Here is a 21370-nt window from a genome sequence, read left to right as displayed (position 1 = left end):
GAACGGATCGGGCGGAACGGACCGCGCGGAACGGACCGGGTCCTCGCGGATTCCGGGCAGACGGCCGTCCGCGGGACGACGGCGGGGGTGGCCCCCGGAAACCGCGGGAGCGGACCACGGAGGGCGATGAGTTCGCGGGGTGTCCAGGGTCTGACTCGGTGTGAGCGCCACGAGGCGCCCGCACCGATCGCCGGCACGGCACACCCTGAGGAGAGCTCCATGTCCGCCACCGCCCCGCGCACCTCCGCCCCGACCGGCGCGCCCGCCGCGTCTCACGCCCCCGGCCGCCGCGCGCATCTGACGGCCCTGACGCTGCAGGTGCTGCTCGCCCTGTTCCTCGGCGGTGCCGGCGCCCTTCCCAAGCTGATCGGGCACTCCTCGGCCGCGGAGTCCTTCGACAGGATCGGATTCGGCGACTGGTTCATGTACACCGTCGGCGCGCTCGAGCTGGCCGGGGCGGTGGCGCTGCTGATCCCCGTCCTCGCCGGTGTCTCCGCGCTGGCACTGATCGGCCTGATGGCCGGGGCGTTCGTGACCCAGGTGACCGTCTTCGACGGGCAGTACGCCCTCACACCCGTGCTGGTGGCGCTGCCGCTCGCCGTCGTCGCCCGCGTCCGCCGGCACCGCAACGCCGAGCTCGTCGCGCTGCTGCGCCGGCGCCGGTGAGTCGGGCGCCCGCCCGGGTCGGCGGCGGCATGCGCCCGGCGACCCGGCGCGTGCTCAGTGGACCCAGCTGTAGCTGCGCCAGGGCTGCGTACCGGGAGCGATGTTGTCGAACAGCGTCGTCGCGATGTACGCCGTGTCACCGCCCGTGCAGTTCGGTGTCCGGTACGCGATGAGGTCGATCAGCGTCGCGTTCTCGATGCGCACCGCGCCGGCCGGCAGGAGCTTGTGGCAGCCGGTCACCACGGGGTTGGACACCGTGACGACGCGGTCGGCGCCGGCCTCGTAGGTCACGGTGCCCACGGCGGTCCGGCCCAGGCCGGAACATCCGGTGAGGGCGGCGGTCAGAAGCACTGCGCCGGTGGCGATGCCGAGGCGCCGGTGATCGGCCATGACTGGTCCTCGTCTGTGGGGCGGACTCCTGCTCAGACCCTGCCGGACGTCCTCGGGGGTCCGCACGCCGGGCGCACCCGCTCAGGGGACACCGGCGCCCGCACGCCGCTCGACCGCCGCACCGGACAGGAATACCGTTGAATCACAGACCGACTCCCGGACGCGTGAAACAGCAGGGGGTGCCGTGATGGTTCTGGATCTCGTGGCGATCGGTGTCGCGGCTGGTGCCGCGTGCACCGCGTACGTCGTGGCCGCGGCCAAGGTCGTCAAGCAGTACGAGCGGGGCGTGGTCTTCCGCCTCGGTCGGCTGCGCGACCGGGTCCGCGAACCCGGATTCACCATGATCGTTCCGTTCGTCGACCGGCTGCACAAGGTCAACATGCAGATCGTGACGATGCCCGTGCCCGCGCAGGAGGGCATCACCCGGGACAACGTCACGGTCAGGGTGGACGCCGTCGTCTACTTCAAGGTGGTCGACGCGTCCGAGGCCCTCGTGAAGGTCGAGGACTACCGCTTCGCCGTCTCCCAGATGGCCCAGACGTCGCTGCGCTCGATCATCGGCAAGAGCGAACTGGACGACCTCCTGTCCAACCGCGAGAAACTCAACCAGGGCCTCGAACTCATGATCGACAGTCCGGCACTCGGCTGGGGTGTGAGCGTCGACCGTGTGGAGATCAAGGACGTGTCGCTGCCCGAGACGATGAAGCGCTCCATGGCTCGCCAGGCGGAGGCCGACCGGGAGCGGCGGGCCCGCGTCATCAACGCGGACGCCGAACTCCAGGCGTCGAAGAAGCTGGCCGAGGCGGCGCACCAGATGTCGGAGACCCCGGCGGCCCTGCAACTGCGGCTGCTGCAGACCGTCATGGCCGTCGCCGCCGAGAAGAACTCCACGCTGGTGCTCCCCATCCCGGTAGAGCTCCTGCGGTTCCTCGAACGCGGTTCGGCACCCGCCCCGGAAGCGGAGCCCCACCGCGAGGCACGCGACGTGAAGCCGCCGCTGCACACGCCGGTGACGAACTCCACGGCGATGCCCGCCACTCCGAACCCCCCGATGCCGGTCGTGCCCGAGAGCCCCGCGGCCCTCGAGGACCAGGCGCACGGGGGGCACGAGTCCCTGGGAGGCGCAGCGAGGTGAGACACCGGCCGCCCGCCCCGGGGGAGACAGTGGCCCTGGCCGGGGCGCGGCGCGGTGGGCCTTCGGCCGGGAGCCGGTCGTGGCGCGGGCCGGGGCGCTGAACGGGCCCCGGCAGGCGGACGGCACAGTCGCAGCACAGTCCAGCAGGACGTCCGTCAGACCCTGGGCGACGACCACCGGAACCCGCTACGGGTATCGATGTCAGACCCTCCCCGTAGGGTCGTTCATCCAAGGCGCGGCCCATGGCGCGCCTCCGTACGACCCAGGGGAAGGGAGGCGACCCGGCATGCTGCACACCCTTGCCGCCGTCTTCCTCCCGGCGGAGCTGCCCCGCGACGGGCGGGTCGCCTTCTGGAGCCCCGGCGGGGAGCCCTCCCCCCACGCCGCCGGGGACGCCCGCCACGGCACCCCCGGCGAGATCACCGTCGTCCGCGGCCACGGCGCCGGGATCCGCAGCCGTACCGTCCCCGCTCTGCTGCTGCCCGTCGCCGACGCCGTGCCGCTGCTCGCCGGCGCCCGGCACGACACGGCGGCCCACCCCGCCACGGCCTGCTGGGGCGCCGCCGCCCTGCACGCCCTGCACCTCGTCGCGCGCGGCAGGCTGCTGCCCGGCCTGACGGCGTCGGACCACGACGCCTGGCGCGCCGGGCCTTTGGACGCGGACGACATCGCCCAGCTCCGGGCCGTCGCCGCGGCCATGCCGCCCGAGGCGCACGCCACGCCGGTCCCCGGGCTCCGGCCGCTCCGGCTGCCCGAGCCCGAGGCACTGGTCAGGGCCTTCCTCGACGCGGTCGCGGACAGCCTGCCCCGCACTCCGGCGGCCGAGCACGCCGTGGGCGGGCCGTTCGCCGCGATGGCGCCGCAGCACCTGCCGTACGCCCGGGACTGGGCTGCCCAGGCCGCTGCCGGGATGGACGCGGGGGTGCGGATCTCCCTGCGCCTCGACCTGTCCTCCTACGAACTGTTCGACGTGTCCGAGGGCGGCGGAGCGGACCGGCAGGCCGCGGCGGCCCTCGTCCAGGTGCACAGCCTCGCCGACCCGACACTGGTGGTCGACGCCGCACGGCTGTGGGCGGGCGAGGGCGACGAGCACTTCGGCCCGCGCGCCCGCGTCGACGCCGTGCTGGCCCTGCGCCGCGCGGCCCGCGTCTGGCCGCCGCTGAGCCGGCTCCTCGAGCGCGAGGTACCCGACGTCCTGCCGGTCACGGAGGACGAGCTGTACGAGCTGCTCGGCCGGGCCGCGGGCCGCCTCGCCGACGCCGGGATCGCCGTGCACTGGCCCAGGGAGCTCGCCAGGACCCTCAGTGCCACGGCCGTCGTCCGCGCGCCCGCACCCGGTTCCGCCACGGACGGGACGCCGTTCTTCGAGAGCGGGCAGCTCCTGCGGTTCGACTGGCGGCTGGCCCTGGACGGCGACCCGCTCACCGAGCAGGAGATGGACGCGCTCGCCGAGTCCCACCGGCCCGTCGTGCGGCTGCGCGACCAGTGGGTGGTGATCGACCCGGACCTCGTGCGCAAGGCCCGCAAGCGGGAACTCGGCCTCCTCGAACCGGTGGACGCCCTGGCCGTGGCGCTCACCGGCACCGCCGAGGTCGACGGGGAGACCGTCGAGGCCGTCCCCGAGGGTGCGCTCGCCGCCCTGAGGGACCGGCTCACCCACGGCCCGGCCGCCCTCGCCCAGCCCACCGCGCTCGCCGCCACCCTGCGCGACTACCAGCTGCGCGGACTCGCCTGGCTGGACCTGATGACCTCACTGGGCCTCGGCGGCTGCCTCGCCGACGACATGGGCCTCGGCAAGACCGTGACCGTCATCGCGCTCCATCTGCACCGGGCCGAGCACCGGGCCCGCACGGCGCCGACGCTCGTCGTCTGCCCGGCGTCCCTGCTCGGCAACTGGCAGCGGGAGATCACGCGCTTCGCCCCCGGAGTGCCCGTGCGGCGCTTCCACGGCCAGGAGCGCAGCCTCGGCATCGGGCCCGGCGGCTTCGTCCTCACGACGTACGGCACGATGCGCACCAGCGCCGGGGAGATCGCCGCCCGGGAGTGGGGCATGGTCGTCGCCGACGAGGCCCAGCACGTCAAGAACCCGTTCTCCGCGACCGCCAAGGCCCTGCGCACCATTCCCGCCCCGGCCCGGATCGCCCTGACCGGCACCCCCGTCGAGAACAATCTCTCCGAACTGTGGTCCCTCCTCGACTGGACCACACCGGGACTGCTCGGCCCGCTGAAGTCCTTCCGCTCCCGCCACGCCCGCGCGGTCGAGAACGACGAGCACGTCGGCAACGAGGAGGCGGTCGAGCGCCTCTCCCGGCTCGTCCGGCCCTTCCTGCTGCGCCGGAAGAAGAGCGACCCCGGCATCGTGCCCGAGCTGCCGCCGAAGACGGAGTCCGACCATCCCGTTCCGCTCACCCGCGAACAGGCGTCGCTCTACGAGGCGGTCGTGCGGGAGACGATGGCCCGGATCGAGACCGCCGAGGGCATCGCCCGCCGTGGTCTGATCATGAAGCTGCTCACCTCGCTCAAACAGATCTGCAACCATCCCGCGCAGTTCCTGAAGGAGGACCGCCCCCGCCTCACGGCGCGTTCCGGCAAGCTCGCCCTGCTGGACGAGCTGCTCGACACCATCCTCACCGAGGACGGGTCCGTCCTGGTCTTCACCCAGTACGTGGCGATGGCCCGGCTCATCTCCGACCATCTGGCCTCCCGCGCGATCCCGTCCCAGCTGCTGCACGGCTCCACCCCCGTACCGGAGCGGGAGAGGATGGTCGACCGCTTCCAGTCGGGCGAGATCCCCGTCTTCGTCCTCTCCCTCAAGGCGGCGGGGACCGGCCTCAACCTGACCCGCGCGGGCCACGTCGTCCACTACGACCGCTGGTGGAACCCGGCGGTGGAGGACCAGGCCACCGACCGTGCCTACCGCATCGGACAGACCCAGCCCGTCCAGGTCCACCGGCTGATCGCCGAGGGCACGGTCGAGGACCGCATCGCCGAACTGCTGCTGTCCAAGCGGGCGCTGGCCGACGCCGTCCTCGGTTCCGGCGAGGCCGCGCTGACCGAGCTCACCGACCGGGAACTGGCCGATCTCGTCTCCCTGAGGAGGCCGTCATGAGCCCCGCCACCCCCGGCCGCACCGGGCCGCCCGGGCGGCGCCGCACCGGCAGGTCCGGCCCGGACAGCCCGGGCCGGCCGGACGAGCGGCGGCGCACGTTCCCCGCCCTCGCCCCCCGGTCCGAGGAGGACGGCTTCGCCGCCTCCTGGTGGGGCAACGCCTGGGTGGACGCCCTGGAGGACACCGCTCTCGACCCGGCCCGCCTCGCCCGTGGCCGGGCGTACGCCGGACGCGGCCACGTCGACGCGATCACGGTGACCCCGGGCAGGGTCGTCGCCTACGTCCACGGCTCCCGCCCGCGCCCCTACCGCGCCGAGATCAGGCTGCGCACCCTCGGCGAGGACGACTGGGAGCGGCTGCTGGACACGGCGGCCGCCCGCCCGGACCACATCGCGGCCCTGCTCGACAAGGACGTCCCGCACGCCCTCGCGGCCGCCGCCGACCTGCTGCCCGCGCCCGGTGATCTGATCCCCGACTGCTCGTGCCCCGACGACGGATTCCCCTGCAAGCACGCCGCCGCGCTCTGCTACCAGACCGCGCGGATCCTCGACGAGGACCCCTTCGTGCTCTTCCTGATGCGCGGCCGCGGCGAGCAGGAGATCCTCGCCGAGCTCACCCGGCGCAACGCCGCCCGCTCGGCGGCCGAACGCGGCGCGGCAGAGCGTACGGCGGTCCGCACGGGACCGGACGCGGCCGACGGCGCCAGCGGCGCCGCCCCCGCCCTGGCGACGGTCCGCGCGCGCGACGCCCTCGCCCCGCGGACGCGCCCTCCGCTCCCGCCCCCGCTGCCCGTGCCACCGCAGCCCGGGCGCCCACCCGTGTACCCGCAGGCCGCCGGCGCGCCCGACCCGCTCGCCCTCGACCTCCTCGCCGCCGAGGCCGCGACACGCGCCCATGCCACCCTGCACACCGGCCGGGACCCGGTCGGCGGGCTCAGCCTCTGGCAGGACGCCGTCCGGCTCGCGGCCGCCCACCCCGGATCGGGGCTCACCGCCTCCACCCGTGCGCTGTACACCGCGCTGGCCCGCGCGGGTGGCCGCACCCCCACCGACCTCGCGCGCGCCGTGGCGGCCTGGCGCCAGGGCGGGCTCGCCGGACTCGCTGCCCTGGAGGAGGACTGGGATCCGCCCGCCGGTCCCTTCGACCGGGCCCGCCCGGCCCTCGCCGCCGCGGACTTCCCGCACTTCCGGCCGTGGCGCAATCGCCTCTCCACCCCGTCCCTCCAACTCCGGCTGGGCCGGGACGGACGGTGGTACGGATACGAGTCGGACCCCGGCCGCGACGACTGGTGGCCGCGGGGCGTCCCTGACGAGGACCCGGTGGGCGCGCTCACCACCCTGCTGGGCCGCTGACCACCGGCGGGCCGGTCGCCGGGCCCTTGCCGCGCCGACCGCCCACCGAAGGGGGCGCGGCCCGACGGCCGGGCCGGCGAGTCACGGAGCGCGTGCAGCCGTGCAGCCCGTCGAGCTCGTCGAGTCGCGGAGTCCGTCGAGTCGTGGAGCCGTCGAGTCGCGGAACCCCCCGGGTCCATGCCCGCCGGGCACGTGGTGACCGCGCCCCGCCCCCTTCGCGGCTCCGACCACCACTCCGCCCCGGCTGCTGACGCTCGGCGTGGACGCCATCGCGACCGCACTCGCCCGGAGCTCCCCGAACCGACCGGCGTGTGCACGGGCACCGGACCCGGGAGGTACGACGCCGGGGGCTGAACGCGCGGACGGCGCTGAACAGTTCTGCCGCCCTCCACCCGATGGGGTGAAACGATTCGTGGCCATAACCCGATCGGCTTCGTGGCGTTATTTTCGGTGCGGGTGAGCACCCGTGTTCATCCACCGGAAGGCAGGAATCCATGAGGCAGATGCGCCGAACAGGTCTGGTCGCAGCGATGGTCACGGGCGGTGCGCTCGCCGCCGCCGGGGCCGCTCACGCCGACTCGGGCGCGCAGGGGAGCGCGGCCGGATCACCGGGTCTGTTGTCCGGCAACACGGTGCAGATCCCGGTCCATGTGCCGGTGAACGTGTGCGGCAACACCGTGAACGTGGTCGGTCTGCTGAACCCGGCGATCGGCAACAGCTGCGAGAACGAAGGAAACGGCACGGGCGAAGGTGCCGGCGGAGCGGTCGCCCGGACCAGCGCGGAGGACTCCCCGGGAGTTCTCTCCGGGAACGCGGTCCAGCTGCCCGTCGACGTCCCCCTGAACGTCACCGGCAACTCCGTGAACGTCGTCGGTGTCGGCAACGCGTCGGTCGGCAACTCCTCCTCGAACGCCGCCAACCCGCCGGCCCGGCCCCGCCCCGTCACCCCGCCCAAGACGGTCACGCCGTCGGAAGTCCGTCCCGCCACGCGTGACCTGGAGCCCCAGCAGGGCCCGGTCCACCTGGCCGAGACCGGCACGCCGGCCCCGCTCGGCCTCACCCTCCCTGCCGGCGCGGCCCTGGTCCTGGGTGGCGCCGTGCTGTACCGCCGGGCCCGGCGCGCGGCGTAGACCGTACGGTCCGGGCCGTGCTCGGGGCCGGATCCCGCTTCCGCCCGTCCGGCCCCGAGCCGTGCGGTCGGGATCGCCCTCGCCGCGTCGGTACCCCGTGGGGAAGCCCCCGCGCCGGCGGTACCCCGTTCCCTGATCACCCGGCCCGGACGGCGCCACCCCTCACGGCGGCGTCGTCCGCCAGGCCGTGAGTGTCGCCTCGATGACCGCGGCGACACGGCGGCGCGCCTCGTGGCGGGGGACGCCCCGCATCAGCAACGCGTCGTACGGGGTGTCCAGATGGCGCACCGAGGCCCGGACCGCCGCCGTGACGGCGCCGTCGTCCAGGGCGCGGCCGGCCGCGGTGCGCCCCACCCGCCCGCTGCCCCGCACCGAGGTGTGCGCCGCCACGTCCAGCGCACGGTCGAGCGGACAGGACGGAAAGAGCCGCAGGATCTCCGCGGTGAGCCGGGCGGTGAAACGCACGTCCTCGGCCGCCCGCCGCGCCGCGTCCCGCTCGCGTCGGCGTGCCCGGGCCTCCGCATCGGCGAGGCACGCCTCCTCCGCGCTCGCCAGCGCCGCCTCCTCCACCAGCAGGCCCTGCCGTTCGTACCGCGTGCGCTGCCGGTTGTGCCGTACGACGACGGCCCACAGCGAACTCGCCTCGCGCGCCCGCCTGGTCAGCGCCGCGTTGCCGCGCGGCAGGAAGACCAGATGCCCCAGGTCCGCGCAGTCCAGGCAACGCGGTGCGTTGAACTCCAGCACCAGCCGCTCCAGCGGTCCCCGCCGGCATTCCGCGCAGTGCCGCCGCTTCAGCGGTTCGACGACCACGAGCGGATCCACCGTTCCTCGCCCCCTCCCGACACGTCCCGCGGCTCACGGCAACGGCTCACGGACTGCGGCTCACGGCTACGGCTCAGGGATTAGGCGCGGCGGGTGGCCACGACCGACAGCTGCCGACCGTCCGATAATCGTTGGAGAAAAGGACATTGGTCTTGCTAACTTCCCGGTTGTGGCGAAACTCAATCAGATCATCGCAGTGGAGAAAGGCGTCAAGTCCAAGGCGCACCAGGACCTGACGTCGGCTCATCACGGCCTCCAGAAGCCGGCCCTGCTCGCCGGCATCGCCCGTACCTACCAGCCCAAGGACGAGGAGGGCGAGCAGCTTCCGCCCGAGTCGACGCTGGTGCAGGTCAAGGGCGAGGACGTGCTGCGCGACACCGCGAAGACCCTGACCCGGCTGTTCGACGTGACCGCCACGAAGGACTGGGCGAACTGCACGGCCCGCGCGGACGTCACCGTCGACGGACGGGTCCTGGTCGCCGACGTACCGGTCGCGTACCTGCTCTTCCTGGAGAAGCAGCTCACGGACATCAACACCTTCGTGCGCAAGCTCCCCGTGCTGGACGCCGCCGAGTCCTGGACCCAGGACCCCTCCACCGACTCGTGGAAGACGGAGCCGGTCAAGACGGTCCGTACGAAGAAGGTGCCCCGCAACCACGTCAAGGCGGAGGCGACCGAGAAGCACCCCGCGCAGGTCGAGGTGTACTACGAGGACATCCCCGTCGGCTACTGGACCACCGTGAAGTTCTCCGGTGCCCTGCCCGCCCGGCGGGTCAACGAACTGCTGGACCGGGTGGAGAAGCTCCAGCAGGCGGTGAAGTTCGCCCGTGAGGAGGCGAACGGCGCGGAGGTCACCGACCAGCGGGTCGGCGACGCGGTGTTCGGCTACCTCTTCGGGTAGTACCGTGTTCGGCCGCCCGTCCGGGCGGCCCCCCATGAACTCCCCGGCCACCACGCACCACGGCCGGGGTGCGCGAGGAGCGCAAAGCTGAAGCTGAAGCTTGTCGTGAACGCGCGGCCGGCAGGAGACCGGTCGTGATGAATCTCAGACTCTCGCTCCAGACTCAGCATTCGCCGCTCATCGCCGGATCGACCGGGCTCGGGCCCTGGTGCGTCGAAATGCCGGTTCAAGTCCGGCCCGCGGAGCTCGGTCCGCGGTGGTCCAAAGGAAGGACGCGGCGCAATGACGACTGACCCGGGTCCTCAAGCGTGCCGGCGTGTGATGTGAGCGGCATCAACAGGGCCCGGAGGCCGGCTACGCCTCCGGGTCCGCTCCGTTTCCGGGCACGCTCCGGCGGCCTCGAGCTCCCGATCCACGTGCTCCGGCGAGCGGCGTCCCGGCTCTCCGGCCCGTGCCGCGCAGGCTCCTCCGGTCTGCGATGCTCCGGTTCCCGCGTCCGGTTCCTCGGGCCCCGCGGCGGCGTCCTCCGCCCCACGGCCCCGCGCCCCTCACTGGCGGTACCCGCTCAGGAAGCGCCCGATCCGGCTGATCGCGGCGTCGAGGTCGTCCGCGTACGGCAGGGTCAGGATGCGGAAGTGGTCCGGCCGCGGCCAGCTGAAACCGGTGCCCTGCACGACCTGGATCTTCTCCCGCAGCAGCAGGTCCAGCACGAACTTCTCGTCGTCGTGGATCGGGTGGACCGTGGGGTCGAGGCGCGGGAAGGCGTACAGCGCCCCCTTGGGCTTCACGCACGACACACCGGGGATCTCGTTCAGCCGCTCCCACGCCCGGTCGCGCTGTTCGCGCAGCCGTCCGCCCGGTGCGGTGAGTTCGCGGATCGACTGGCGTCCGCCGAGCGCCGCCTGAATGGCGTACTGAGCGGGCGCGTTGGGGCACAGCCGCATCGACGCGAGCATCGTGAGCCCCTCCAGATAGCTGCGCGCGTGCTGCTTGGGGCCGGTGACGACCAGCCAGCCGGAGCGGAAGCCCGCGACCCGGTACGTCTTGGACAGACCGCTGAAGGTGAGGACGACCAGGTCCGGGGCGAGGGCGGCCGCGGTGTGGTGAACGGCGTCGTCGTAGACGATCTGGTCGTAGATCTCGTCGGCGAAGACCATCAGCTGATGGCGGCGCGCGAGGTCCAGGATCCCTTCGACGATCTCCCGCGGATACACCGCCCCCGTGGGGTTGTTGGGGTTGATGATCACCACGGCCCTGGTCCGGTCGGTGATCTTCGCCGCCATGTCGTCGAGGTCCGGGTACCAGTCCGCCGATTCGTCGCAGAGATAGTGGACGGGCTTTCCGCCGGAGAGGGTCGTGACGGCGGTCCACAGCGGGAAGTCGGGCGCGGGAACGAGCACTTCGTCGCCGTCCTCGAGCAGCGCCTGCACCGCCATGGACACGAGTTCGGAGACGCCGTTTCCGAGGAACACGTCGTCGACGGAGACGTCCGCGAGTCCGAGGGCCTGGTAGCGCTGGGCAACGGCGCGCCGGGCGGAGAGGATGCCGCGGGAGTCCGTGTAGCCGTGGGCCTTCGGCAGCATCCGGATCATGTCCTGGACGATCTCCTCCGGCGCCTCGAAGCCGAACAGCGCGGGATTGCCGGTGTTGAGCCGCAGCACGCTGTGGCCAGCCTCCTCCAGCGCGTTGGCGTGCTCGATCACCGGTCCGCGGATCTCGTAGCAGACCTCGTTGAGCTTGCTCGACTGCCGGAACTCCATGCGGAGGCCTCCCCAGGACTGGCGCGACGGTGGAACGCGATGGCACTTGGTTTTACCAAGTAGGAGCTTGGAAAGTCCAACAACCGGTCTAGACTGCCCCGCATGCCCCGTCCTCCACGCCGCCGAAGCTACGACCAGTACTGCGCCGTCGCCCGCGCCCTCGACTCCGTCGGCGACCGCTGGACGCTGCTGATCGTGCGGGAACTGCTCGCAGGCCCCCGCCGGTACACCGATCTCCACGCCGATCTGCCCGGCGTCAGCACGGACGTCCTCGCCTCCCGGCTCAAGGACATGGAACGCGACGGGCTGGCGGCCCGGCGCCGGCTGCCCGCTCCGGTCTCGGCGTACGTGTACGAACTGACCGAACGTGGAAGGGCGTTGCTCCCGCTGGTCGGAGCCCTGGCCGAGTGGGGCGCGCCCGCGCTCGACGGGCCGCGGCCGACGGACGCGGTCAGGGCCCACTGGTTCGCCGTCCCGCTGCTGCGCCGCCTGGAGGCGGCGGGTGTGACGGGCACGGTCGACGTGCGGCTTCCGGAGGGGGAGTTCCATCTGCGCCTGGCGCCGGACGGGTCCGGAGCGCCCGGTTACGGGGACGGCCCGGCGCCCGCCGGTGTCCCGGTCGCCCGGCTGGAGCTGGACGGCGGGACCTGCCTCGCCGTCAGCCGAGGAGACCTCGGTCTCGAGGAGGCCGTACGGGACGGACGCATCCGCGTCTCCGGCAGCGGGCCCCTGGCGGTCGCGTGGGCCGGGGATCCGGGGCCGGTGGGGGAGCCGCGCGGCACGCGCCGGGACGCGGGCGAACTCGTCGACGCGTCCTGCGGCCCGCCGTCGCGGGGTGGAGAGGAGCGGGACGGCGGCCGGCGGCCATGATGGACCGGTGCGACTGGAACCGATCACCTGGGAACGGCTGACCGAGGCCCTCGCCGAGCGCGTCACGGCGAGCCGGGCCGACGACGGCAGCCCCTGGCTGCGCATCGCCGTCGACGGCGCCCCCGCCGCCGGCACGGCGGGCACGGCCGGCGCCCTCGCCGAGGCTCTGCGGCTGCGCGGCCGGGCGGTGCAGGTCGTGGGCACGGGCGGGTTCCTGCGGCCCGCCTCGCTGCGGTTCGAGCTCGGTCGCGAGGATCCCGACAGCTACTACGACGGCTGGTTCGACACCGGGGCGCTCTGGCGCGAGGTGTTCGGGCCGCTGGAGCCGGGCGGCTCGGGCCGGGTGCTCCCGGACCTCCGGGACCCGGCCACGGACCGCTCGACCCGTAGCCCGCGCGCCGAACTGCCGCCCGGCGGCGTGCTGGTGCTCCACGGCCCGCTCCTCCTCGGGCACTGGTTCCCCTTCGACCTGACCGTCCATCTGCGCCTGTCGCCCGGTGCCCTTCGTCGCCGCACAGACCCCGGCGAGCTGTGGACGCTGCCGGCCTTCGAGCGCTACGAGCACGAGGTCTCGCCGTCCGGCGCAGCCGACGTGGTGGTCCGCGCCGACGACCCGCGCCACCCCGCGTGGAACGCGCCGTGGGAGGCCGAGGACGAGAACGGCGCAGCGCGGTAGGAGACTCCGGGGCCGCACGCGCGGGGTCCCGGACGGTTCTCGGAACCGGACGGGTGCGGTACCGGACCGTGCGGTACCGGCCGGGCGGTGCGGGACCGGCCGTGTACGGGGGCCGCACGCGCGGGGACCCCGGGCGGTTGCGGTACCGGACCTTGCGGTACCGGCCGATTGCGTGGGCCGCCCCCGCACCCGGTACTCCCGGACCGCGGCCTACGGGCCCGTCCCCGGACGCCCCGGCGGGCGGCCCCCGCACACGGTGATCGCTCGGGCGCCCGCGCGGCATCCCGCCGACGCCGCGGCGGCCGGGGACGCCGGCGTCGGACCGTTGCGGTACCGGCCGATTGCGTGGGCCGCCCCCGCACCCGGTACTCCCGGACCGCGGCCTACGGGTGCGTCCCCGGACGCCCCGGCGGGCGGCCCCCGCACACGGTGATCGCTCGGGCGCCCGCGCGGCATCCCGCCGACGCCGCGGCGGCCGGGGACGCACCGGCGAGCAGTGCGGCCAGGAAGGCGCCGGTGAAGGCGTCGCCCGCGCCCGTGGAGTCGATCGCCGTCGCGGGGACGGCGGAGACCCGGGCCGTCACCGCGCCCGACTCCGCGACGAGCGCACCGCCCGCGCCGAGCGTGACGACGGCCAGCGGGACGTGGCGGCTCAGCTTGGCCGCGGCGTCGGCGACGTCGGGGAGGCCGGTGAGGAGCCGCGCCTCGTCCGCGTTCGGGAGGAGCACCGCCGCCCCCGCCGTCGCCGCGAGGAACCGGTCCACGCCGAGCGCGGCGATGAACCCCGCAGACGCCGGGTCGACGCTCACCGGGACGCCCCGGTCGAGCGCGTCCGCCAGCGCCAGCCCGGCCAGTTCGCGGCTGGGCTCGGAGAAGAAGAGGTACCCGGACAGATGGAGCCTGGCCACCCCGTCCAGCAGCCCCGCCGACCAGTCGGCGGGGCACAGCCGCAGCGCCGCCCCACTGTCGGTGAGGAACGTACGTTCGGCCTGCGCGTCGACCAGTGCGACGATCGTGGCCGTCGGTGCCTCCTCGTCCGGAACCAGCATCGGGCGGACCCCGGAGTCCCGCAGCAGCGTGCCGTGCCGGTCCGCCGTGCCGGCGCCGACCCGGCCGAGCAGCCGTACGTCCGCACAGCCCGAGTGCGCCGCCCAGCAGGCGGCATTGGCGCCGGCCCCGCCCGGGAGCGTCCGTATCACCGCCGCGGTGTCCGTCCCGTGCGTGAGCGCCGCGTCGTGCCGGGCCACCACGTCCGTGGCCACGTCCCCGACGACCAGCAACGCCCCGGTCGCGTCCGGCCCCGTCGACCGCGCGCCCTCCCCGGGTGGCCTCACAGCGCCGCCGCGATCCGCGCCGCCAGCCGTACGTTGCCGCGTACCGCCGCCAGATTGGCCTCCAGCGAGGCGCCGTCCGTGCGTTTCATCAGGAAGTCCAGCAGGAACGGGGTGACCGCCTGGCCGCCGATGCCCCGCTCCCGGCACTCGTCCAGTGCCTCCGCGAGCACGCGGTCGTGCAGCGCGGGGTCCAACTGCTCGTCCTCCGGCACCGGCTGGGCCACGACGAGCGCCGTCTCCGGCCCGCCGAGCGCGTCCTTCGCCCGCATCACGTCCGCCACCTCCTCCGGGGTACGGACCGTCCAGTCGACCGGCAGCCCGGAGGAGGACAGATAGAAGCCGGGGAAGTGGTCGGTGCCGTAGCCGAGGACGCCGACCCCGAGCGTTTCCAGGCGCTGCAGCGTCGCCGCGACGTCGAGGATCGACTTGACCCCGGCGCAGACGACGGTGATCCCCGTCCTGGCGAGCAGCCGCAGATCCGCCGACTCGTCCTGGGTGACCGTCCACTCCCGGTGGACCCCGCCGAGTCCGCCGGTAGCGAAGACCCGGATTCCGGCGCGAGCCGCCAGGAACGCCGTGGCGGACACGGTCGTCGCGCCGCTGGCCCCGGTGGCGAGGGCGGGCGCCAGGTCGCGATGTCCGAACTTGCGCACCGCCGGGTCGGTCGCGATGCGCTCCAACTCGTGCTTGTCCAGGCCGACATGGGCCCGTCCGTCCAGCACGGCGATCGTCGCGGGCACCGCGCCGACGCCTCTGACCAGCGACTCCAGCTCCTCGGCGACGGCCAGATTGCGTGGTCGCGGCAGTCCGTGGGCGATGATCGTGGACTCCAGGGCGACAACGGGCCGACGCGCGTCGAACGCCTCCCGCACCTCTTCGGACAGCATCAGCGTGGTCTCGGGCATGTCCACATCCCTGGCACGGCAACGGTCTGCCCAAACGTTTCGCCAGTCGGGCCGTCACGGCCGGCCGCATCAGGGTGCCGCCCCGCGTCCGCGCCTGCTCCCGTCCCACCGGATCACCGGATCACCGGATCACCGCGCCCACCGCCATCGCGGCCTCCGGCCATCGGCGTCCACCGGCCATCGGCGTCCACCGGCCATCGCGGCCTCCGGCCGGAGCACCGCGGGCACGGGAGGCCCGGCGGGGCTCCGCGGCGTCAGCCGCAGCCCCGCGGCTTCGCCAGCCGGGGCAGCCGGTCCGCGCGCACGACCTGGATCACCGACCGCGCACCCGGCCCCTTCGTCCGGTCCCTGTTGTACGCGACGGCCAGCGTGCCCGCCCTGGCCTGGGCGTAGCCGTACTGCGGGGTGACGCGCGTGTACGCGGAGGTCCGCAGGTCCAGTGCGTAGGCGGCCTCCGGCGTACGCCAGGTGATCAGTTCACCGCTGATCCGCAGCTGGTCGAGCCCCTCGGCCGCGGGGGCCCCGGAGAGCCGGGCCACCGGTGACGACTGTCCCTGCCGCCAGACCACCAGCCTCGGTTCACCCCCGTCCGCCTCGTCCTCGATCCAGGCCCAGGTCGCCCCGTCCGAGGCCGGGGACCTCAGATCGCGCAGCGCGCCGAGAGGACCCGGCAGCCCGGCCGGGCGCAGCGTGGCGAACGACAGCGCGGACAGCTTCGTCGACCGGCCGTCCGCACCCGCCTCCCGCCACGCCAGCAGCGCGCCCGCGGCGAACGGGGCGTCGATCACCCCGGAGTGCAGGGCGCGCGGCGCGGGCGCCCGGTCCCCTGAGCCGGGCGGGCGGACCGGACTGGTGAAGATCGTGGCCCGGCCCTTGCCCGTGCCCTGCGCCCAGAAGACCGAACCGTCCCGGACGACGGGCTGGGGGAGCGGACCGGGGAGGGTGGACCGTGCGAGTCGGCGCATCCCGCCCTCGGCGTCCTGCACGTACAGCGACCACGGACTGTCGAGCGTGCGTCCTTCCAGCACCGCGAACGCCGTCCACCTCCCGTCCGCCGACACATCGGCGGCGAGGAGCTGGTGCTCGACGGGGTCGGTGAACGTCAGCAGCGTGCGCGGCGGCTCGGCGTCCTCGACCACGGCCGCCCGGCGGCTCCGCCCGTCGGAGAGCTGGACGACGGTCCAGCGGGCCCGGGGGCCGACCTCGGTGAGGACGGCGCGCTGGCCCGTCGGCGCACGGAACTCGCCCGCCGCGAGCGCGGACCGCCAGCTCTCGGGCAGGGGTGCCTCGCAGGCCGCCCTGACGACCGTCGCCGGCGGCGACCCCGTCGGCACGGAGCCGGACGGGAGCGCGTGCGAGGACGGCGTCGGCCCGGCGGAGGCGGATGCCGAGGGAACCGGGGAGGGCGTGGGCTCCGCGGGGCCGGACGTGCGGCCCGGTGAACATCCCAGGCCCGCGACCACCAGCAGGGCCGAGCCCAGCAGCGCCGGGACCGACGGCGCGTTCGCCCCCGCTCGGAGCCCGCCCGCGCGGAGCGGCCGGTCCGGCGCCGCCCCGCCGTCCCGACGGGGCCCGCGGATCAGATGCTTCCTGATGGACCTACCAGACGTAGCCACGGCCACCCATGATCGTCGTGAGGGTGTCCGCGGAGATCCTGGCCGACTTGGGGACGCCGCCCGCCCACGAGATGACGCTGGTGCTCACCCCGCCGACCGGGTCCAGATAGCGGACCTGCTGCGCGTCCGTGTCGCTGTTGTAGCCGTCGATGGCGACCCAGTGGAAGATCTCGATGTTCGGGTGGCCTGCCAGGTGCGGTCCGCCCGGCACCTCCCAGGCGTTGCCGGCGATCGCGTAGTCGTAGTCCGTGTTGTGGACGATGTGCTCCCGGAAGTCCGCCACGTCGGCCGACGTCGGGCTGTACGGGAGCGACCGGGGCACGTAGTTGGCCCCCGGGAGACGGTGGTTGAGGGCGTCGACCATCGGATAGCCGGTCGGCTCGGGTACGTCGATGCCGACCCCGTACCAGGCCGTGCCGCTGGAATCGGTCTCCAGGAGGTTCGCCGCGCTCTGCTGCGACCGTCCACCGACCTCGTCGTGCGCGGACTGCGCGATGACGAGCGCCGCCGGTCCGCACCAGTACGACGTCTGCTGGGACTGGTGCAGCCCGCCCGAGACGACGTAGCCGGCGCGCTTCGCGCGGGCGGCGGGCCGTCGGAACCACGAGGAGGCCTCCGCCTCCTTCCGGGCGGTCAGCCTGCGCTGCTCCGCGGTGAGCCGCTGCGGGCCCAGGGTGTCGAGGGCCTGCTTGTAGAAGGCTCCGGGTGCCCGCCGGGACTCGGATCCGGGGAACGGATCGGTGTCGTGCCCGGCCGTCGCGCGGGCGTCGGCGGGCTCCGCGGCGGCGGTCGGTCCGGCCGTCGTGAGGGCGGAGAGGAGGCACGCGGCCGTCATGAGGGCGAGGCAACGCCCTGTGCGCACTGCTGACATCGGTGGTCGCTCCTGTACGAGGGGGAACTCGGGCAAGCGCTGCCGTGGGTGTCGCACGCCGTTGCGCGTGGGCAGCTGTGGGCGTACCACGACGGTGCCGCCTGCCTCTGCGCCTCCCGGGGCGGCTCGCCGCTCACCGCGGATCTTTCGCCCGCTAAGGTGAGCGGCCATGACGACCTTTGATCACTCAGTTGCCGGGCCTTCTTCTCCTTCGTTCGTCGTGCACATTGCGGACGCGGAGCTGGAGCCCGAGCCCCTCGACCCGGCGCAGATCGTCTCGGGGGACCCGGTGGTGACGGGCAGGGTGCTGTGGGAGTCCGAGGACGGGAAGCAGGTGCGCGGCCTCTGGCAGATCACGCCCGGCGTGGTCACCGACACGGAGGCCGACGAACTGTTCGTCGTCGTGAGCGGGCGCGCCACGGTCGCGGTCGAGGGCGGCGACACGCTGGAGATCGGGCCGGGCGACGCCTGTGTGCTGCGCGAGGGCGACCGTACGACGTGGACCGTGCACGAGACGCTGCGCAAGGCGTACCACATCAGCCAGTGACGGCGCCGGTGGGCGGTCAGCCCTCGGCCGCTTTGCCGCTTCCCGCGAGGGCGCGGCGGACGGCGAGGGCCGCGAGCGGCAGCAGCAGACACGCGCCGATGAGGTTGAGCAGGCCGTAGCCTCCCTGCGCGACGATCAGTCCCGCCATGACACCGCCGATGCCCGCTGACGCGTTCATGGTCAGGTCCGACAGGCCCTGGGCCGCGGCCCGGGCGGGGCCCGGGACGGAGTCGGTGAGCAGGGCGGAACCGGAGACCAGGCCGGCGGACCAGCCGAGGCCGAGCAGGAACAGACCCGCCGCCGTACGGCCGTGGCTCGCCCCCGCGGTACCCGCGAGCAGTGCGGCGACCGACAGCAGTGCCACGGCGAGGCCGATCACGGAGAGTCTGCCGAAGCGGTCGGACAGCATGCCCATCACCGGCGAGAACGCGTACATACCGGCGATGTGGCCACTGATGACCAGGCCGATCAGCTGGATACCGGCGCCGTGGTGGCTCAGCGCCACGGGGGTCATCGACATGATCGACACCATCGCGGTGTGCGACACCGCGACCGTGACGAGCGCCAGCCGGGCCCCCGTGGACTCCCGTACGGCACGCACCCCCGCCCGCAGCGACCGCTCCTCCTTGTCCCCCTCCTCCGACGGCGCGAGCGCCCGGGCCGTCAGCAGCGGATCAGGCCGGAGCAGGACGGCGACGACCACCGCCGCGATCAGAAAGACCCCGGCGGCCCAGACGAACGGCCCCGCGGCCTCCGGTATGCCGACCCCGGAGACGCTGCGGCCCGCCGGTGCCGCGATGTTCGGTCCGAGGACCGCGCCGATCGTGGTCGCCCACACCACCAGGGAGATGGCGCGGGCGCGTCGCGCCGGTTCCGCCAGGTCCGCGGCGGCGAACCGCGCCTGGAGGTTCGCCGAGGACGCGGCTCCGAACGCGGCCATTCCCAGCAGGAGCAGGGGGAAGTTCCCGAGCACCGACGCCAGCACCACCACACCCGCACCCGCGGACCCGATCACATAGGCCAGCACCAGCCCGGGGCGCCGCCCGCGAGCGGTCATGAGCGCGGCGAGCGGCACGGACAGCAGCGCCGTCCCGGCGACCGTCGCGGTGGGGGCCAGGCCCGACAGCGCCTCCGACCCGCTGACCTGCTGGGCCAGCACGGCTGCCAGGGCGATGCCGGTCGCGACCCCGAGCCCGCCCAGGATCTGGCTCACGATCAGCACGGGCGTGATCCTGCGGCGCAGGGCGGGCAGGTCGACGGAGCCCACGGCTATCGGCACGTCATGCGAGGTACTGGCCACTGCCGCAGTGTGCCAGTGACCTCCCCTCCACGGCATCCCCGGCGGCCGCGTGCGGTCCGCGCGGCCGGGGCGGTCAGAAGAGCGGCTGGGGCAGCACGCCCTCCAGCGCCAGCAGCTTCCGCTTGGTCTCCGGACCACCGCCGAACCCGCCCAGGCCGCCGTCGCTCTCCACCACCCGGTGGCACGGCACCACCAGGGGCAGGGGGTTCGAACCCATCGCCGCGCCCACGGCCTGGGCGGCGCCGGGACGGCCCACCCGGTCGGCCAGCTCCCCGTACCCCACGACCGTCCCGTACGGCACGGACTCCGCGAGCTCGCGCAGCACCCGGCGGTTGAAGCCGGACGTCAGCGACCAGTCCAGCGGCAGCCCGAACTGCGTCCGCCGCCCCGCGAAGTACTCCGCGAGCAGGCGTATCGGCTCGGCCAGCCGGCCCGACCCCGTCGCGTCCTCGACCGGCCGGCGGCCGAGGCGGGACGCGAGGTGCTCCAGGGCCCTGTCCCGCACCGGCTCGTGGGCATGGAAGGAGACGCTCACCAGCCCGTCCTCGGTCGCGGCGAGCAGCAGCGGCCCGATGCCGGAGTCCACGACCGCCCACTCGAAGCTCTTCATGCGGACCACCGTACGGCCGGGCACCGACAGCCGCCCCGGCCCGGGGGGAACCCCGCACGCAAGCCCTCGGCCGACCGGCACCGGACCCCTGGCGGGCCGGTGCCGCCGGGGCTGCCGGACCCCGGCCGGCGACGCCCGGGCCGGGCAGCCGGACCGATCAACGTTCAACGGGCTCGCCGACCGGTCACGTACGGTCGCAGGATGGCCACAAGTTGAACGGAACCCTCGCGCTGCGGCTCCCGCTCCACGGTTTCCTCGCGGTAAATCTCCCTCCCGATGTTTGCTTGCCGAGGCGCTCGCCATACGCTCGCCCCGGACGGCCTTCTCGACGGGACGCACGAGGACACCTGGCGACACATGGGGCGAAGGGCATAGCGCGATGCAGGGCACAGTGGACGGTTTCAGCCACGGGCTCATCACGCCTGTGGCCGCGTACCTCATGGCGTGCCTCGGCGGTGTGCTAGGGCTGCGCTGCACGACCAGGGCGCTGCGGAGCGGGGGCTCGGTACGGCCGGGCTGGCTGGCGCTCGGCGCCGTCTCCATCGGTTCCGGGATCTGGACGATGCACTTCGTGGCCATGACGGGCTTCTCCGTCGACGAGGTGCCGATCAGCTACGACCCCGTGGTCACCTTCGCCAGCCTGGGCGTCGCCGTCGTCATGACAGCGATCGGGATCTTCGTCGTCGGCCACCGCGGCGCGAACACGATGGCCCTGGTCACCGGAGGCATGATCACGGGCCTCGGCATCGCGACCGTGCACTACCTGGGCATGGCCGGGATGCAGCTCAGGGGGCGACTCGAGTACGACACCCCGACCGTGGCCCTGTCGGTGGTGATCGCCGTGGTGGCGGCGACCGCCGCACTGTGGGCGGCGGTGTCCGTCCACGGCTTCCTGCCGAGCCTCGGCGCCGGCCTGGTGATGGGCGTGGCGGTGAGCGGCATGCACTACACCGGCATGGCGGCCGTCACCGTCCATGTGCACGGTGCCGCGTCGCCCTCCGGCGGCGGTGACGCACCCGTCGCCCTCCTCGCCCCGATGCTGGTCGGGCCCGCGGTGTTCCTGGTCCTGGCCGCGGTGATCGTCATGTCCGACCCCGCGCTTCTCACCGGCACCCCGGACACCCGGCACGCTCCCGCCACGGGGCGGGCGGCCGCCGCGGGCGTGCCCGCGCAGCGGCGGCCCTCCTACGGCGAGCCGGCGAACTGGTCGGCGCCCTCGCGGGAAGCCCGACGCGGCTGACAGCGCGCCCGCCGGCCCTGACGGCACCCACCCGCACGGGGCCGCCCGACGTGCACCGGCGCTGACGGCACCCACCCGCACGGGGCCGCCCGACGTGCACCGGCGCTGACGGCACCCATCCGCACGGGGCCGCCCG

General features: G+C 74.2%; 19 protein-coding genes. 10 read left to right on the top strand and 9 right to left on the bottom strand.

Going from position 1 to position 21370, the window contains the following annotated elements:
- Window positions 1-219: 219 nt before the first annotated feature.
- A complete protein-coding gene (locus QRN89_RS08060) occupies window positions 220-666 on the top strand; it encodes a DoxX family protein (RefSeq protein WP_290348659.1) in 447 nt (148 codons plus the stop codon).
- Window positions 667-720: 54 nt separating this feature from the next.
- Here the strand turns inward: QRN89_RS08060 and QRN89_RS08055 are convergent, their stop codons facing one another.
- A complete protein-coding gene (locus tag QRN89_RS08055) occupies window positions 721-1056 on the bottom strand; it encodes a hypothetical protein (protein ID WP_290348658.1) in 336 nt (111 codons plus the stop codon).
- Window positions 1057-1243: 187 nt separating this feature from the next.
- On the opposite strand from QRN89_RS08055, the gene QRN89_RS08050 reads away from it, so the two are divergent.
- The 4 genes from QRN89_RS08050 (at window position 1244) to QRN89_RS08035 (ending at window position 7782) form a co-directional block, all read left to right on the top strand.
- Complete coding sequence (locus tag QRN89_RS08050) at window positions 1244-2191, top strand: slipin family protein (protein WP_290348657.1); 948 nt, start codon at window positions 1244-1246, stop codon at window positions 2189-2191.
- 286 nt (window positions 2192-2477) lie between these two features.
- Window positions 2478-5300: an SCO1167/SCO6262 family helicase gene (locus tag QRN89_RS08045; RefSeq protein WP_290348656.1), complete on the top strand. Its 2823-nt coding sequence runs from the start codon at window positions 2478-2480 to the stop codon at window positions 5298-5300.
- Window positions 5297-6652, top strand: coding sequence for an SWIM zinc finger family protein (locus tag QRN89_RS08040; RefSeq protein WP_290348655.1), 1356 nt, complete (start codon window positions 5297-5299; stop codon window positions 6650-6652). Before QRN89_RS08045 ends, QRN89_RS08040 begins: the two co-directional genes overlap by 4 nt.
- A gap of 494 nt (window positions 6653-7146) precedes the next feature.
- Window positions 7147-7782 carry a chaplin gene (locus QRN89_RS08035; RefSeq protein ID WP_290348654.1) on the top strand — a complete coding sequence of 212 codons (636 nt, stop codon included), beginning with the start codon at window positions 7147-7149 and terminating at the stop codon, window positions 7780-7782.
- 162 nt (window positions 7783-7944) lie between these two features.
- Here QRN89_RS08035 and QRN89_RS08030 read toward each other — a convergent pair whose 3' ends face one another.
- Window positions 7945-8604 carry a DUF2293 domain-containing protein gene (locus QRN89_RS08030; protein ID WP_290348653.1) on the bottom strand — a complete coding sequence of 220 codons (660 nt, stop codon included), beginning with the start codon at window positions 8602-8604 and terminating at the stop codon, window positions 7945-7947.
- Between the two features lie 169 nt (window positions 8605-8773).
- Between QRN89_RS08030 and QRN89_RS08025 the strand changes: the two genes are divergently transcribed.
- On the top strand, window positions 8774-9505 hold the full coding sequence (locus QRN89_RS08025) for a DUF7873 family protein (protein ID WP_290348652.1): 732 nt from the start codon (window positions 8774-8776) through the stop codon (window positions 9503-9505).
- Window positions 9506-10053: 548 nt separating this feature from the next.
- On the opposite strand, the gene QRN89_RS08020 is transcribed toward QRN89_RS08025, so the two are convergent.
- On the bottom strand, window positions 10054-11265 hold the full coding sequence (locus tag QRN89_RS08020) for a pyridoxal phosphate-dependent aminotransferase (RefSeq protein WP_290348651.1): 1212 nt from the start codon (window positions 11263-11265) through the stop codon (window positions 10054-10056).
- A 102-nt stretch (window positions 11266-11367) separates the two neighbouring features.
- Between QRN89_RS08020 and QRN89_RS08015 the strand changes: the two genes are divergently transcribed.
- Together QRN89_RS08015 and QRN89_RS08010 are read left to right on the top strand one after the other, a co-directional pair.
- Window positions 11368-12135, top strand: coding sequence for a winged helix-turn-helix transcriptional regulator (locus QRN89_RS08015; protein WP_290348650.1), 768 nt, complete (start codon window positions 11368-11370; stop codon window positions 12133-12135).
- A 7-nt stretch (window positions 12136-12142) separates the two neighbouring features.
- Window positions 12143-12811, top strand: a complete 669-nt coding sequence (locus tag QRN89_RS08010) for a nucleoside/nucleotide kinase family protein (protein WP_290348649.1) — start codon at window positions 12143-12145, stop codon at window positions 12809-12811.
- Between the two features lie 383 nt (window positions 12812-13194).
- Here the strand turns inward: QRN89_RS08010 and QRN89_RS08005 are convergent, their stop codons facing one another.
- The 4 genes from QRN89_RS08005 to QRN89_RS07990 all read right to left on the bottom strand — a co-directional run bounded on the left by QRN89_RS08005 (window position 13195) and on the right by QRN89_RS07990 (window position 17501).
- Entirely contained in the window at window positions 13195-14145 is a 951-nt protein-coding gene (locus QRN89_RS08005; RefSeq protein ID WP_290348648.1) for a carbohydrate kinase family protein, read from the bottom strand.
- Window positions 14142-15050: a pseudouridine-5'-phosphate glycosidase gene (locus tag QRN89_RS08000; RefSeq protein ID WP_290348647.1), complete on the bottom strand. Its 909-nt coding sequence runs from the start codon at window positions 15048-15050 to the stop codon at window positions 14142-14144. Before QRN89_RS08000 ends, QRN89_RS08005 begins: the two co-directional genes overlap by 4 nt.
- Window positions 15051-15304: 254 nt before the next feature.
- Window positions 15305-16666: a hypothetical protein gene (locus tag QRN89_RS07995; RefSeq protein WP_290348646.1), complete on the bottom strand. Its 1362-nt coding sequence runs from the start codon at window positions 16664-16666 to the stop codon at window positions 15305-15307.
- Window positions 16650-17501: a cysteine peptidase family C39 domain-containing protein gene (locus QRN89_RS07990; protein WP_290348645.1), complete on the bottom strand. Its 852-nt coding sequence runs from the start codon at window positions 17499-17501 to the stop codon at window positions 16650-16652. Before QRN89_RS07990 ends, QRN89_RS07995 begins: the two co-directional genes overlap by 17 nt.
- A gap of 205 nt (window positions 17502-17706) precedes the next feature.
- Here QRN89_RS07990 and QRN89_RS07985 point away from each other — a divergent pair, with 205 nt between their 5' ends.
- The gene (locus QRN89_RS07985; RefSeq protein ID WP_290348644.1) at window positions 17707-18084 is read left to right on the top strand and encodes a cupin domain-containing protein; all 378 of its coding nucleotides are present in this window, start codon (window positions 17707-17709) and stop codon (window positions 18082-18084) included.
- 16 nt (window positions 18085-18100) lie between these two features.
- Here QRN89_RS07985 and QRN89_RS07980 read toward each other — a convergent pair whose 3' ends face one another.
- Window positions 18101-19384 carry an MFS transporter gene (locus QRN89_RS07980; RefSeq protein ID WP_390701957.1) on the bottom strand — a complete coding sequence of 428 codons (1284 nt, stop codon included), beginning with the start codon at window positions 19382-19384 and terminating at the stop codon, window positions 18101-18103.
- A 73-nt stretch (window positions 19385-19457) separates the two neighbouring features.
- On the bottom strand, window positions 19458-19994 hold the full coding sequence (locus tag QRN89_RS07975; RefSeq protein WP_290348642.1) for a methylated-DNA--[protein]-cysteine S-methyltransferase: 537 nt from the start codon (window positions 19992-19994) through the stop codon (window positions 19458-19460).
- A gap of 379 nt (window positions 19995-20373) precedes the next feature.
- Here QRN89_RS07975 and QRN89_RS07970 point away from each other — a divergent pair, with 379 nt between their 5' ends.
- A complete protein-coding gene (locus QRN89_RS07970; RefSeq protein ID WP_290348641.1) occupies window positions 20374-21234 on the top strand; it encodes an MHYT domain-containing protein in 861 nt (286 codons plus the stop codon).
- Window positions 21235-21370: the final 136 nt, after the last annotated feature.

The organism is Streptomyces sp. HUAS CB01 (assembly GCF_030406905.1).
Classification (GTDB): Bacteria; Actinomycetota; Actinomycetes; order Streptomycetales; family Streptomycetaceae; genus Streptomyces; species Streptomyces chengbuensis.
Note: the sequence above shows the minus strand (reverse complement) of the source record. Positions and strands in the feature narration are given on the sequence as shown.